Here is a 14442-nt window from a genome sequence, read left to right on the forward strand (position 1 = left end):
GCTCTCGCTCACCTGCGCAACGGCGACACCTACACCCGCCTCGCCGCAGGCTTCGAGATCGGCCTCGCCACCGCCTGGCGCTACGTCCAAGAGGCGATCGCCCTGCTCAGCGCGGCCGCCGAAGACCTCGACACCGCCATGCGGCGCATCCAGCTCCTCGCGTACACGATCCTGGACGGCACGCTGATCCCGATCGACCGGGTCGCCGACCAGAAGCCGTACTACTCCGGCAAGCACCAACGTCACGGCGTAAACGTGCAGGTCATCGCGAACGCAGCCGGTCGGCTCGTCTGGGCCTCAGCAGCACTGCCCGACTCGACGCATGACCTGACCGCCGCCCGAACTCACGGCATCATCGCCGCTCTGACCAGAGCAAACGTGATGACCTTCGCGGACAAGGGCTACCAGGGCGCCCGTGGCAGCATGCGCACCCCGTTCAAACGACGCCGCTACCGGCCGAAGCTGTCTCACGCCGGCAGAAAGCCGTCAACCGGGCACACGCGAAAATCCGCGCCCGCGGTGAACGCGCGATCGCGACCCTCAAGACCTGGAAAGTCCTGATCAAGCTGCGCTGCTGCCCGCGCCGCGCGACCGCGTTCGTGCAGGCCATCCTCGTGCTGCACGGCGTCGAAGCCAACCGCTACGCAGGATGAAAAGGCTCATGAATGAGAATTTTGTTCGGCATTCCAGGGTGTTGGCGAGTTTCGGTACTACCTGCCCGGCGGGGTGCTCTACGCCGCGCCGGCGATGGTCGTGCACTACGTCGAGCAGCATGGCTATCGGCCGCCGGCGGATTTGCTGAATGGCTTGTCCGCGGCGATACGGCCGCGATGGGACTGGCGTGCCGAACGCTTGTGCTCGATCCTGCTCGACGAGAATGCGGACTGCGGCTGGAGAGCTGACGCGGCCATCGATCTGGCGCGCTGGGATGATCCTCGGGCGCACGAAGCGTTGCGGAGCGCCCTGATCGACGACGAACTGGTGGAGTGTGCGGGCGATGACATCGGACGCTCGCTGGCCGCCTTCACCGGGCGCGCCCATGCGGGTGATCTTGACGAAGAAGACCTACATCCGATGATGCGTCACGGCATTGAGAAAGCGTTACAAATCGACTGTCAGGTCTTCATCCGGCTTGTTCCGCCGTCGCGAATGTGACCGGCTGCGCACATCTGTACATCGACACGTGACGCGTCTTGGGCGCCACGAGTTCGACGCCTTACGGACCGCGTACGGCTGCCGATGCGTCCTGGGAGCTTTCGGCAGCATGCGTGCTCGGCCACCGACCATGTCCGAAGCGGGCAGCCGGTGCCGGGGTACGGTGTATCGCCCCTCGGCAGTCTCCGAGACCGACCCGAGACCGTGCTCGCCCAGTACGCCTCGGGGTGGTGGTCCTGGCGGCCAGATCTATCGCTGGACCTACATGGCGGGCACCTTGGCGGCCAGCACATCGGCCGGCAGGATCTCCGGTGGCGCGGCGAGCAAGCGGTCGGCGTTGGCCATCAGCGCCTTGGCGATCGGGCCGTTGAGGTGTGCTTGACGGGCGTCTTCGTTCGGAAAGGCGTCGACGATCCAGAACGTCGACGCGTCGGTCCGTAGAGCGAACCAGACGATCGTGCCGGCCTCGTCGTTGGCGAGCCCGAGAGCGCCGGTGAGAAGGTCGGCGACCTCCCGCTCGAGCCCGGACCTGGCGACAAGCTTGACGACGAATGCAAGGCTGGTGCTGGAAGTGGTCACACCAAGGACATTAGGCTGTCAGCGGGCGCTTGACGGCAGAATTGCCCACATCCAATACCGCACGACTCGCGATCTCGGAATTGCTGCGGTCCGCGGGGCGATCGCAGCACGGAATCGTCGTCGGCCGGCCTCGTTACGGCCCCTCTCCTCACCGCATCCGGAATCCGTCTATGGCTGTTCCGGCTGGAAGACGCGTAATGGACAGCTATCCAGTCGGTCGAACCCGGACCGCGAAGAACGCGGCCCCTCGAATCCGAAATCCGACCAGGCGGGTCTGCCGGAAATCGTGTGCCCTCTTCCGCCGTCCGGGCACGCCGGTCCGCGCGGGCGTCACCTTCCGCAGGGCAGGGTCCGGCGGTGCCGCTCTTTCCTGTAGTGCATAGGTGATAAGGAAGGCCGTGCTGCGCAGGAACATCGGACCGGAGGACGTCCTCGACCGGCACGCGAGCCGGCATTACCCGGCCCAGGGTCATGGCGTAGTGACGACGAACGACAAGGCCGGCCGGCTCTGGCGAAGGAGGCAGCCGGGACGAGGTGAACCGCGCCCTGCCGGTCGGGACGCCGGGCCGCCAGGCCCGCTCGGGACCGAGGCCGCCCGACGTCCCGGCACCACGGTCAGTGGCAACGCATCCAGGAAAAGTGGTAGATCGTCTCGATGCTGCCGTCGGTGGAGTCCATCGTCAGGTAGCTGACGTCGGTCGAGGTGCCCTTGGTGACCCGCAACTCGGTGTTGATGTTGAGGTTGCGCTGCTCGCCGCAGGGACGGAAGACCTGCGACGCGATCGGGATCTCGTCCGTGGCGATCCAGTTGTCATCCAGGGGCGCGGCGATCGGGTGGTTGGCATAACTGCCCATCGACATGCCCTGGAAGTAGTAGTTCGCCCGCTGCTGGGCGGTCGCGCCGCGCTGCAGGAATCCGTATCCCCGGTAGTCCACCTTGGCGATCGCGAAGGTGTACCCGGACGGCGCGTTGACCAGCACGTTGAGCTGGCAGTTCTTGCGGTTTTCGGTGACCGGGACGCTGGGGCCGGCCTGCGCCAGGTAGGCACTGTAGATCGCGGTGAACGCGGAGTGGTCCGGCGAGATCGCGACGTCGGCGGTCCCCGGCGCGCAGCCCGAGCCCGCCATGGCGACCAGTTGGATGGAGATCTCGTCGGTGGGCGGCGGGTCGGTGAGAATGAGCCCCGCGGACGCCGGCGATGCCATGAGCAGCGAAGACGTGAGGACCGCGAGCGCAAGGCCGGCACGAGTTAACAAATCTTTCATTCTTTATCCCTTCGAGTTCGAGGCTGGCCGGAGTCAAGCTATTGATTGGCTTCAATGTAAGTCAATAGCCACCGCCTGGGTCGGCGAGGTTCTTGATGCCCATCGAGAAAGAGGTCGACGAGGCACGAACCCGGCCATAAGCCGCTTAAACACTGACTCGTTGCCGTGTATATCCACTTTTGGACGAGATCTCGGCCCACCGGCGGCCACCTGCACCGCACGCTTCACAGTTCGATATAGATCAATACAAAATTGATGCTTGTGTATGACTGATCAGCGCTACTACGGTTGTCGCGGATGTGACGGCAGCCGTTCTGGAATGACTCAAGAGTCAATGCGGTCGTCCCTGATAAACCCATGCCCGGAAGGATTTTTATGAAAAACAGCAACCGCGTCTTGGCGGCCGCGCTGGCCACGGCCCTCGCGCTCCCGCTCGGCACCCCCGCACACGCCGCCACCGGAGCCGCCGCGGCCAGGATCACCGTCGAGGTGATCGCCGCCAGCGGATCGGGCTGCGCCCCGGGCACCGCCTCGGTCTACAGCAACGGCGACGACACCGGGTTCCGGGTCAGATATAACGACTTCGTCGCCGCGGCGGGCGGGGACGCCGACGTCGTCGACCGGCGCAAGAACTGCCAGCTCGGCGTCCTGGTGACCGTCCCGGACGGCTGGACCATCGCCATCGCCTCGGCCAACTACCGTGGCCGGGCGAACCTGAAGTCCGGAGCGAGCGCCCTGCAGCGCACCAGCTACTACTGGCAGGGCTCCTCGGCGACCGAGCGCAAGGACGTGACGTTCAGCGGGCCCTGGTCCGGCCTCTGGACGACCTGGGACGTGGCCCCCGTGCTGACCTACACCGAGTGCGGCGCACAGAGCGTTCTCAACGTCAATACGGAGTTACGGGTCAACGCCGGCTCCTCCACCGGCACCAGCACGATGTCGATGAACACCACCGAGGGCGATGTCGACACCCTCTTCAACTTCAGCCTTTCCTCCTGCTGACCTCGATGAGCGGGCCTTCCCGGAGACGGAGGGCCCGCTGAGTCGACCGCCCCCGGCGGACGAAGCAGCAGGCGGCCAGTCGCGCCGCTGTCAGCGGCCGGCGGCGGGCCCATCACCGACAGTTCGCCTACGCGCCAGCGCCCCCGGCCGCGCAGGGTGGCGGCGTCGAGAAACGCCGCGCTGGTCCCCACCGGCATGCGGTGACAAAAACCCAGATTTTGTACGACATAGCCGTTCGCAAATGAGTCGCCTGTCGGGGCGGCCCTGATCGGCGGGGTGGTCAACCGCCTGGCACTGGTGCAGGCGACCCGATGACGAAACCGCGGCGGTTACCGGCGCTGCCGGACGATCGCCTCGGCCAGGACCTCCTCCAGGCTCTCGTACCAGGTGTTGTCGTAGTTGCTGATCTCCAGGTAGATCGTGCCGTTCGGGGACGTCACGAACGGCTGTGATGTCCCCGAACCGGAGGGGGGCGAGAAACGCGCGTCGCCGTAGAGGTACGGCGGGAGCTCCGTCGGCGAGGCGTACATCTTGCTGCGCAGATCCACTTTTTCGAAGTACTTTCCGACGCCGGAGCCCAGAACAATGACCTGGTCGCCGGGGACAAGCCCGAGCTTGAGCAAGCCTCGGACGGCCGACGGGGTCGGCGCCCGCTTGGCGTTCCTGGCTTCCTCCAGCGAATGAATCTGGTACTGCTGCTCGCCGCTCACCCGGTAGACATGACCGTCGGCGCCGAGGAAATACCGGTCGAACCGCCAGGCGTGTATCGCCTTCTCAAAACGGTCTTCCGGCGGATCGAGCTTTTCCCTCAGGCTGCCCCACATCCCGGGACTGGGGGTCCGCCAATCGCTATGGAGAACACGAAGGATGTGTGTCGGCGGCGCGCCCACCGCCTCGAATTGCCGTGCGGCCTCGCGGAACAGCCGCTGCGCGGTCTCGACACCGCGCGGCAGGTTGGCCGCCTGGTAGGCGGCCGCCGGCTCGGAACACCGACCCTGCCCGAGTGCGCCCGGGACCACAATCGGCGGATGGGACGGATCAGGGACGGTTGCCTGGTCGCGCGGCCAGGCCACGCCTAATCTCACCGATACGACAGGCACGTACGGCGAGGGAGGAGACCGGTGACTTACACGTTGCTGCAGGGAAAGTTCGTCATCCGGTATCCCGACCTGCCCCGGCAGGGCCCGGAGCCGGACGGCGACACCGTCAAGTTCCTTCCGGACACCCCGGCACTGGTCCAGACGCTGCCGCGCCGCTCGGGCGCGCCACCGGACATCAACCGCCGGGGCATCTCGGTGCGGCTGGAGGCGGTCGACGCCCTGGAGACGCACTTCGGCGCGACACATCAGGAGTTCGCCGGGGCGAACGCGGCCCGGGACCACTTGCTGAACCGACTCGGCTTCACCAGCGTCAGGTTCTTCCCCGACCTGCCGAACAAGATCGAATCAGCCGACCAGGACACCGTACGCGGGCACGTGCTGTCCAACGGCATCGACGCCAACGGTCGAATGATCGGGTTCGTGCACGCCGGCGAGCACAGCGACCCGGACGGATCGAAGATCTTCGTCGACGAGGCGGGGGTCGACCGCTCGATCAACGCCGAGTTGCTCGGCATCGGTCTCGCCTACCCGGCCTTCTACACCACCTTGCCGACCACGCTGCGCACCCACCTCGCCCAGCAGTCGATCACGGCCCGCGCCAAGGAGTCGGGGCTCTGGCCGCGAGCCAGCGCCGACCGTGACGGGGCGGCCACCGTCACCGGCCTGGACACCCTGCAACAGCTGGTCATCTGGCCCAAGCTCTTCCGCCGGATCGTGCCCTACCTCGCCGCCGGCCATACCGGCTTCGACGACTTCGACGCGTGGCTGCGTGACGACCCGGTCAACCGCGATGACCGGGTGTTCCGGCTGGACACACTCGAGGCCGCCCGCCTCCACGACATCATCGAGGGCTACGGCGACACCGTCCGGATGACCGTGTGGCCCGAGGACTTCGTCATCGACCCCGACCCCACGCCGGCCCCCGGCGTGCGCTGAGACGCCCAGCCGGTCGTCGCTGACCGGCTGGGCGCCCGCCTCACTTGCCGGACTTGTACTTGTCGTACGCCTGCTGGTTGAGCTCGAGGTACCGCTTCATCCCGACCCCGTCCAGGCCGCCGACCCAGGTGTCCCACTCGGTGTCGATGTTCTTCGTGCCGGTGATGAAGCCCAGCTCGCCCTGGCTGACGTAGCTGTCCAGGTTCGTCTTCAGGGTGCTCAGCTCCGAGACCGTGCTCGGGTCGGCCCAGACCTGCGCCTCCGGGTAGACCTTGGCCTTGTCCACGTGCGGCTCGTAGATCTTCGACGCCTCGAACAGGCGCCGTTCGAGGCCGGTCTCGTCGTAGATGTCCTTCGGTACGGCCTGCGCGTTCCGCAGCGCGAGCGTCATGTTGTACTGCCCCAGCGAGTCCCAGGTGACGTTCTTCGGCACGTCCGCCGACGGCAGCGACTTCCAGGTCGGCTTCACGCCCTCGTCGAGCGCGATGTCGGTGGCGCTGGGCTTGACCCAGCCGACACCCTCCGGCCCGGCGTTGACGACCAGCTGGCCCTCGTCGGTGTAGATGTAGTCGAGCATCTTGATCGCCGCGATCCGGGCCTCTTTGCTGGACTTGTTGGTCAGCATGAAGGTGTAGCCGGTCGAGGTCGGGTTGTTGTACGCGGTGTAGCTCTTGCCGGCCGGCCCGGTCAGCGGCGGTGCGGCGTCGTACTGCTTGTCGCGCCCGTCCTTGGAGCCGAGCTGGACGAAGATGCCGGGGTAGAGCACCGGCGAGGAACCGACCCGGACCGCGGCCGGGTTGTTGCCGGTGGCCTGCAGCGCCTCGGCGTTCTGGGTGAAGGAGGCCTGGTCGATCAGGCCCTCCTTGTAGAGCGAGTTGATGTACTTGAGGCCCTCGCGCCACTCCGCCTTGTCGACCGGCGTCTCCACCGTGTCGCCGTTGAGCTGCAGCAGCGACGGGATGCCGTTGCTGGCACCGAACGGCGCGTAGGCGAACGCGCCCATCAGGTACCCGATCAGCGTGCTGTCCTGCGTGTCGGTGGTCAGCGGGATCTCGTCGGCCTTGCCGTTGCCGTTCGGGTCCTTGGTCTTGAAGGCCTGCAGGACGGTCCGCAGCTCCTCGGTGGTCTTCGGCATCTCCAGGTTCAGCTTCTTCAACCAGGAGGAGTTGATCCAGAGCTTGTTCCAGTAGGTGCAGTGGTAGCAGTCGGACCACTGCGGCAGGGCGTAGATGTGCCCGTCCGGCGCCGTCGACATTCCTTTGAGTACGGGGTTGGCCTCCAGCGCCTTCTGCAGGTTCGGCGCGTTCTCCTTGATCAGATCTTCCAACGGTACGGCGACACCCTGCTGGCCGAGCTTCTGCACCTCGGTCTTGGTGAACGCGTCGACGTACGGGATCAGCAGGAACATGTCCGGATAATCGCCGCTGGAGATGGCGATCTGGCGCTTCTCCTTGGCCGGCCCGCCGTCCATCGTGGTGGTGTCGAACTGGAACTTGATCTTGAACTTGTCGCTGAGCATCGTGGTGATCGCGTTGGTGTCGAGCTTCTTGTCCGGGTCGGCCGGGGCCAGCGCCGTGATGACGACCTTGTCGCCGTCCATCTTCGCCGCGGGGGCGCTGTCCTTGTCGGCCGAGCTGCAACCGGCCGCGACCAGGGTCGTGGCGACCGCCATGGCGCTGACTGCTCTTCTCAGGGAACGGGTTGCCATATCTGCTCCAATCGTGAAATTGCGACTAGCCCTTGACCGCGCCGACCATCACGCCCTTGGTGAAATGGCGCGCCACGAAGGGGTAAATGATCAGTACCGGCAGGCTCGAGATGACGATGAGCGCGTACCGCAGCACGTTTGCCAGCTGCTGCTGGCGCATCGACTCCGCGAGGTCGATGGCACCGGTACGAGGGGTGTTGAGAATGAGGATGTTGCGCAGCACGATCTGCAGCGGGAACAGATCGGGGTCCTTGAGATACACCAGCGCGTCGAAATAGGTGTTCCACTGGTAGATCGTGTACATCAGCGCGAGCACGGCCAGCAGCGGTTTCGACAGCGGCAGCACCACCGAGCGCAGCACCCGCAGGTCACTCGCCCCGTCCAGCGCGGCCGCCTCGTAGAGCTCGTCCGGGATCGAGTTGGCGAAGAACGTGCGGGCGATGATGACCTGCCAGACGCCGATCGCGCCGGGGATCAGCAGCGCCCAGCGGGTGTTCAGCATGCCGAGGTCGTGGACCACCATGTAGGTCGGGATCAGGCCGCCGGAGAACAGCATGGTGAAGATGAGCAGCGTCATCACCACGTTGCGCCCGTAGAACGTGGTGCGCGACAGCGGATAGGCGATGGCCACGGTCAGCGTCACGCTGATCGCCGTGCCGGCCACCGCGTAGATCAGCGAGTTGTAGTACCCGCTCAGGACCTCGGAGTTGCTCAGCGCCGAGCGGTACGCCTCGAGCGAGAACTCGACCGGCCAGAAGCTCACCCGGCCGGCGTTGACCGCGGCCGGGCTGCTGAACGAACTGGCCACGATGTAGACCAGCGGCAGCAGGACCAGGCCCAGCACCACGGCGAGCATGACCTTGATGACGATCAGGGAGAAACGGTCGCGGAACGGCTCGCGGATCTTCGTCGTGCTCATCGCCACAATCCGTTCCCGGTGACCCGCTTGGCGACGAAGTTGACCGCCAGCAACAGGCAGAGATTGACCACTGAGTTGAACAGCCCCACCGCGGTGGCCATGCTGAAGTCCGCGTTGATCAGGCCGGTCTTGTAGACGTACGTCGGGATGATTTCCGATTGGGCGAGGTTGAGATTGTTCTGCAGCAGATAGGCCTTCTCGAACCCGATCGCCATCATGTTGCCGACGCCGAGGATCAACATGATCACCGCGGTCGGCATGATGCCGGGCAGGTCGACGTTCCAGATCCGCTGCAGCCGGCCGGCCCCGTCGATCTTGGCGGCCTCGTGCAGCGCGGGATCGATGCCGGCCAGCGCGGCCAGGTAGATGACGGCCGAGTAGCCGGCCGTCTGCCAGACGTCGGTCCAGACGTAGATGTGGCGGAAGAAGTCCGGCTCGGCGAGCAGGTTCATCGGCTCGACGCCGACCAGCCCGAGCCCCTTGCTGACCAGGCCGACCTGCGGGGACAGCACCAGGATGGTCATCGAGACGACCACCACGGTGGAGATGAAGTACGGCGCGTAGGTGACCATCTGCACGGTGCGCTTGAACCACCCGGTGCGGATCTCGTTGAGCGCGAGCGCCAGCAGGATCGGGATCGGGAAACTCGCCAGCACCAGGTAGAAGGCCAGGATGAAGGTGTTCTTCAGCAGGGAGCCGAAGACCGGGTTGGTGAACAGCAGCTCGAAGTTGCGCAGGCCCACCCACTCGCTGCCCCACGGGCCGAGGACCGGGCTGTATTCCTTGAACGCGATGACGTTGAAGGCCATCGGGATGTACTTGAAGATGACGAAGTAGGCCATCGGCACGCTGACCAGCAGGTACAGCTGCCAGTGCGTTCGCCAGGCCTGCTGCGCCTGGGACCAGCGACTGCGCCGCGGCGCCGCTGGCGGTGACGGCGCCGCCGACCGGCCGCCGATCTCGGGAAACATGGCCGAAACCTAGGCTCAATAATTTCCTTCGTCAAGTATTGATTTTCGCCGAAGCGCTGTCCTACCGTTCGGCCATGTTCGCCGAGCCCGAAACCACCGCACCGGCGATGACCGCCGTGCTGGCGGCCGTGCTGACCGGAGGTCCACTGAGCCGGGTCGCGCTGGCCCGCCGGCTCGGCCTGTCGCAAGCCGCCATCACCCGGGCGGCCCAACCCCTGATCAAGCGGGGCTACCTGCGGGAACTGGCCGCCACCGAACGCTCCGGGCCCGGCGCCGGGCGACCGGCCAGCCCGCTGGCCATCCGGCCGGACCGGGAGTTCTTCCTCGGCGTGAAGATCACGGCCGACGAGCTGATCGGCGTGGTCTGCGATCTCGGCGCGCGGGTCCGGGCCGCCGCCCGCCGGCCACTGACCGGCACGGACGTCGAGCACGTCCTCACCGAGCTGGGCGCGCTCGTCGACGAGCTGCTCGACGGCCCCGGCAACCTGCGCGCCCGGACCCGCCGGCTCGGCCTGGCCGTCTCCGGCGACGTGCACCGCCCCACCGGCCTGGTCCGCTACTCACCGTTCCTGCGCTGGCACGACGTCGCGCTGCAACACCGCGCCGAGCAGCTCACCGGACTGGCCGTCACGGTCGAGAACGACGTGAAAGCCCTGACCATCGCCGAGCACTGGTTCGGCGACGGCGCCGGGGCGGAGTCGTTCGCCCTGGTCACCGTCGGCACCGGGATCGGGTGCGGGCTGGTCGTGGACGGCAAGCTGGTCTCCGGCGCGCACGGGGTGGCCGGCGAGATCGGGCACCTCGGCGTCGACGTCAACGGGCCGCCGTGCCACTGCGGCGGGCGCGGCTGTGTCGAGGCGATCGCCGGCACCGACGCGATCGTCGGGCGGGCCCGGGAGCGTTCCGGGCGGCCGGATCTCACCTTCGACGACGCGGTGGCCCTCGCGCGCTCCGGGAACGTACGGATAAATGCAGTTTTTGCCGAAGCGGGCCTAGCCATCGGCTGCGGTCTCGCGGCCGTCGCGAACCTGGTCGGACCGGCCCGGATCGTCGTCTCCGGCGAGGGCCTGGCCGCCTACGACCTGTTCGACGAGCACATCCGCACCGGTTTCGAACGCCAGGCGTTCGGCGCCGCCGCATGCCCGCTGACCATCCGGCCGCTGCCCTTCGAGCAGTGGGCGCGCGGCGCGGCGACGGTGAGCATCCAGACCTTTGTCACGTCCTGACAACTCTCCCCCGCTCTCGTTCACCAGGAGGTTCGACCGTGCGGTCACCGATACGTTCCATCGGCGCCCTGGGCGCCACGATGCTCATGCTGCTGGGAAGCCATCCGGCACAGGCGGCTCCATCGCCGAAGCCGAGTCCGCCGCGGGTCCCGGCGCCGCTGGCCACCTCGGGCGACACGCCGTCGGCGTCCACGCCCGACCCCTGGGCGGTGAGGCCCTACATGGGCTGGAGCAGCTACAGCATGCAGGTCTACTCCGGCAACGGTAAGTGGATCACCGGCGACCAGCTGATCAAGCAGTCCGACGCGATGCACGCCAAACTGCAGAAGTACGGCTACAACTACATCAACGTCGACGCCGGCTGGAACGACGGGGTCGACGCCAACGGCCGGCCCACACCCAGCGCCACCCTCTACCCGAACGGCCTGCAGAAGGTCATCGACCACGTGCACAAAAACGGTCAGAAGTTCGGGCTCTACATGATCCCGGGCATCTCCCCGGCCGTCTACGAGGCGAGCCTGCCGATCGCCGGCGCGCCCGGCTGCACCACGCACGACATCGTCAAGCAGCCGGTGCAGCAGGCCGACTACTGGAAGATCGGCTACCGGATCGACTTCGCGAACCCCTGCTCGCAGAAGTACATCGACTCGATCGTCGACACGTTCGCGCAGTGGGGCGTCAACTTCGTCAAGTTCGACAGCGTCACGCCGGGCTCCGGGATCAGCGACCTCTCCCTCGACGCCCGCGACGACGTGGCCGCCTGGTCGTCGGCGCTCAAGAAGCACAAGATCTGGTTCGAGCTGTCCTGGGCGCTCGACCCCACCTACGCCGACTACTGGCGCAGCAAGGCGAACGGCTGGCGAATCGACTGGGACGTCGAGTGCTACTGCGCCAACGAGGCGCTGACCCAGTGGCAGAACATCGCCCGGCTCTTCCCGGACGTCGCGACCTGGTGGCGCCACGCCGGCAACGGCGGATGGAACGACCTGGACTCGCTCAACATCGGCAACGGCGCCATGGACGGCCTGACCCAGGACGAACGGCGCACCGCGATGACCCTGTGGGCGGTCTCCGCCGCTCCCCTCTACCTCGGCAACGATCTGACAAAGCTCGATGCGTACGGACTGAGCCTGCTCACCAACCCCGAGGTGATCGCCGTCGACCAGGCCGGCACCCCGGCGCGCCCCGTCTCCGCGACCGCGCAGCAGCAGGTCTGGTACGCGCTCAACGCCGACGGCAGCTACACCGTCGCACTGTTCAATCTCGGTCGCACCGACAAGGACATCACCGTGAACTGGTCGGACATCGGCCTGACCGGCGCGGCCACCGTCCGTGATCTGTGGGCCCGCAAGGACCTGGGGCGGTTCCCGGGCACGTTCACCGCGGCGACCGTCCCGATCCACGGCGTACGCCTGCTCAAGGTCACGCCGCAGCCCGGCGCCGCGATCGCGGTCAACGACGACGCGCTGCGCGTGAACTACCAGGGTGAATGGACCCGCAACGGCGGCACCGAGGTCGCCGCCACCACCCAGCCGCTGAACCTGACCCTGACCGACACCGGCACCACCGCGCTGCCGTCCACCACCGGCCCGGTCCGCACCGTCACCCACGACGACACCGACCAGGGCATCGCCTACGCCGGGACGTGGTCGCAGAGCACCGGCCGCGGGCTCGGCGACTACCAGGACAACGTGCACTACACCGAACGTGACGGTGACTCGTTCCAGTACACGTTCCAGGGCACCGGCGTCTCCTACGTCACCGAGCTGGACACGTCGCAGGGTGACGTCGACATCTACCTCGACGGCCAGTTCGTCAAGACCGTCAGCGCCGCCCGCGAGCAGGGCCAGCCGCGCCTGGCCCAGCAGACCGTGTTCACCGTCAACGACCTGCCGAACGGCAGTCACGTGCTGATGGGCGTCAAGAAGTCCGGTTCGTACCTGCTCGTCGACCGGATCGACGTGCTGCAGCCGAGCCTGCTCGACCCGCCGGCGGCGACGTTCGACCGCAAGGCGCCCGCTGACGTACCGGTCAAGCTGCTGCGCGACGGCAGCGAGTTCACCGGCGTCGCGCTCGCCGGCACCGCCCTCAAGCCGGGCACCGACTACACCCTGTCCGGCTCGACGGTCACGCTGCGTGCGGCCTTCCTCGCGAGCCTCCCGCTCGGCGCGGCGCAGCTCGACTTCACCTTCCGCGGCGACTATCTGGACGACGTGCACACCACAAAAATCAACGGCAATGCGATTTCGTACGCCTTCGTGGGCACCGGCGTCGACTGGATCACCGCGACAGGTCCCGACCAGGGCCTGGTCGACATCTACATCGACGGCACGTTGGCGCGCCGCGTCGACACGCACAGCACGGTGCGCGCCACGCAGCAGCTCGCCTTCAGCGTGTCAGGCCTGAAGAACAAGCAGCACACCATCAAGGCGGTAAAGGTGTCCGGCGACATGATGCGCACCGACGTCCTCCGCTACCGCATTCGCTGACGAGGAGAGGTGGGCCGGTCCGCCGGCCCACCTCTCCTCGTGGGCACACCGTCATTTCGCCCGTGGCCCTTCGAGAGCGTGATCCTCCTGCTGGCCACCGGGGCGGCCCTAATCTGGGGAGGCTCGATGCTGCTGCGTGTACCAGGCTGACGGTTCTACAGGTAGTCGAAGAACCGCCGGAACCACGTCACCGCGGAAGGCCCGAACACCCATTGATTCGGGCCTTGATAGAGCCCGTCGAGGATGTGCTCCGGGACGAGCCGGAGCTGCAGCTCGGCCGACACCCGCTCGACACGGCGGTAATCGTCCTGATCTACCGGCGGTGTCCGGCCGTAGCCGGGCGCGGTCCGGTACGACAGGCAAGCGGTCAGGTCACCGAAATTACTCACCACGACTGCCAGCGGAAGCCCGTCCCCACTCCGTTCGTCACGGATCCGGATGATGCCGAAGCGAGCGGCATCCTCCTGCGGACCGCGCCCTCCGGCCAGCGGACAGTCGAACTCGTGACTCAGACCCTCAACCAGCTGATCGAACCGACTCTGCGTCGCCGCACGATCGAAATTTACCCGGGAAGTACAGGCCTTCGGCCCGGCCCGATCTGCCCGGCTCGTCCAGAGCACGCAGCACCGACGACCAATCCGCATCATCCGCCGCCATGGTGGACCCGACACCGGCGCCCGGAGGCGGGATCGGGTCGACCAAGGCGGCGTGCACGTCGCCGAGCTCCCGTCCCGCCGCGGGGGTTCGCGGATGGCGCAAAGCGTTCGTTCGCACGCTATGGTCCGCGTCCTGTAGCAGTAGTCCGAGGGCATCCGGCGGCGTGTTCGCATTCCGAGCGACCCACAGCCGCACCGCCCGAATCGGATCGACCGCCAGCTCCCGAAGGCGCTGCACCGTCGTCTCGGCGGACCGCGCCTCATACACCCGAAGAAGCCCAGGCTCACGTTCGGCAGCAGTTCGCACCGCCGCATGGTCTCAACAACGAGCTAGCCATGCACCGACATATCAGCGCGCGTCCCGGCGGATCGCCGCGAACAGGTCAACCTTCGACATCGGCAGCATCGTTGTCCCCGTCCAGGCCACCCCTCAAG

General features: G+C 66.9%; 12 protein-coding genes and 2 pseudogenes. 6 read left to right on the plus strand and 8 right to left on the minus strand.

Annotated features, from left to right (window positions below; all coding sequences use genetic code 11):
- Together ADL15_RS18225 and ADL15_RS18230 are read left to right on the plus strand one after the other, a co-directional pair.
- Positions 1 to 653: pseudogene (locus ADL15_RS18225) on the plus strand (transposase family protein); the annotation flags it as partial.
- A 43-nt stretch (positions 654 to 696) separates the two neighbouring features.
- Positions 697 to 1155, plus strand: a pseudogene (locus ADL15_RS18230) (DUF7919 family protein); the annotation flags it as partial.
- Positions 1156 to 1416: 261 nt separating this feature from the next.
- On the opposite strand, the gene ADL15_RS18235 reads toward ADL15_RS18230, so the two are convergent.
- Complete coding sequence (locus ADL15_RS18235; RefSeq protein WP_067692158.1) at positions 1417 to 1734, minus strand: putative quinol monooxygenase; 318 nt, start codon at positions 1732 to 1734, stop codon at positions 1417 to 1419.
- Positions 1735 to 2349: 615 nt separating this feature from the next.
- A complete protein-coding gene (locus ADL15_RS18240) occupies positions 2350 to 2940 on the minus strand; it encodes a DUF4360 domain-containing protein (RefSeq protein WP_198170856.1) in 591 nt (196 codons plus the stop codon).
- A 435-nt stretch (positions 2941 to 3375) separates the two neighbouring features.
- Here ADL15_RS18240 and ADL15_RS18245 point away from each other — a divergent pair, with 435 nt between their 5' ends.
- Entirely contained in the window at positions 3376 to 4002 is a 627-nt protein-coding gene (locus tag ADL15_RS18245; RefSeq protein ID WP_083971399.1) for a DUF4360 domain-containing protein, read from the plus strand.
- A 329-nt stretch (positions 4003 to 4331) separates the two neighbouring features.
- Here the strand turns inward: ADL15_RS18245 and ADL15_RS18250 are convergent, their stop codons facing one another.
- Positions 4332 to 5075, minus strand: a complete 744-nt coding sequence (locus tag ADL15_RS18250) for a hypothetical protein (RefSeq protein WP_157441450.1) — start codon at positions 5073 to 5075, stop codon at positions 4332 to 4334.
- Positions 5076 to 5123: 48 nt separating this feature from the next.
- On the opposite strand from ADL15_RS18250, the gene ADL15_RS18255 reads away from it, so the two are divergent.
- On the plus strand, positions 5124 to 6038 hold the full coding sequence (locus ADL15_RS18255; protein WP_083971400.1) for a thermonuclease family protein: 915 nt from the start codon (positions 5124 to 5126) through the stop codon (positions 6036 to 6038).
- Between the two features lie 40 nt (positions 6039 to 6078).
- Here ADL15_RS18255 and ADL15_RS18260 read toward each other — a convergent pair whose 3' ends face one another.
- The 3 genes from ADL15_RS18260 to ADL15_RS18270 all read right to left on the minus strand — a co-directional run bounded on the left by ADL15_RS18260 (position 6079) and on the right by ADL15_RS18270 (position 9636).
- Positions 6079 to 7710, minus strand: coding sequence for a type 2 periplasmic-binding domain-containing protein (locus tag ADL15_RS18260; RefSeq protein WP_067692170.1), 1632 nt, complete (start codon positions 7708 to 7710; stop codon positions 6079 to 6081).
- A gap of 61 nt (positions 7711 to 7771) precedes the next feature.
- On the minus strand, positions 7772 to 8665 hold the full coding sequence (locus ADL15_RS18265) for a carbohydrate ABC transporter permease (RefSeq protein WP_067692455.1): 894 nt from the start codon (positions 8663 to 8665) through the stop codon (positions 7772 to 7774).
- Positions 8662 to 9636: an ABC transporter permease gene (locus ADL15_RS18270; RefSeq protein WP_067692173.1), complete on the minus strand. Its 975-nt coding sequence runs from the start codon at positions 9634 to 9636 to the stop codon at positions 8662 to 8664. Before ADL15_RS18270 ends, ADL15_RS18265 begins: the two co-directional genes overlap by 4 nt.
- A 74-nt stretch (positions 9637 to 9710) precedes the next feature.
- On the opposite strand from ADL15_RS18270, the gene ADL15_RS18275 reads away from it, so the two are divergent.
- Both ADL15_RS18275 and ADL15_RS18280 read left to right on the plus strand, forming a co-directional pair.
- The gene (locus ADL15_RS18275) at positions 9711 to 10862 is read left to right on the plus strand and encodes an ROK family transcriptional regulator (protein ID WP_067692176.1); all 1152 of its coding nucleotides are present in this window, start codon (positions 9711 to 9713) and stop codon (positions 10860 to 10862) included.
- A gap of 38 nt (positions 10863 to 10900) precedes the next feature.
- Positions 10901 to 13351 carry a X2-like carbohydrate binding domain-containing protein gene (locus tag ADL15_RS18280; RefSeq protein WP_232344198.1) on the plus strand — a complete coding sequence of 817 codons (2451 nt, stop codon included), beginning with the start codon at positions 10901 to 10903 and terminating at the stop codon, positions 13349 to 13351.
- A 155-nt stretch (positions 13352 to 13506) separates the two neighbouring features.
- On the opposite strand, the gene ADL15_RS54245 is transcribed toward ADL15_RS18280, so the two are convergent.
- A complete protein-coding gene (locus ADL15_RS54245) occupies positions 13507 to 13971 on the minus strand; it encodes a hypothetical protein (protein WP_198170877.1) in 465 nt (154 codons plus the stop codon).
- The gene (locus ADL15_RS57085) at positions 13868 to 14314 is read right to left on the minus strand and encodes a hypothetical protein (RefSeq protein WP_083971406.1); all 447 of its coding nucleotides are present in this window, start codon (positions 14312 to 14314) and stop codon (positions 13868 to 13870) included. The genes ADL15_RS54245 and ADL15_RS57085 overlap by 104 nt, the downstream gene beginning before the upstream one ends.
- Between the last annotated feature and the right edge of the window lie 128 nt (positions 14315 to 14442).

This window comes from Actinoplanes awajinensis subsp. mycoplanecinus (assembly GCF_001509495.1).
Classification (GTDB): Bacteria; Actinomycetota; Actinomycetes; order Mycobacteriales; family Micromonosporaceae; genus Actinoplanes; species Actinoplanes palleronii.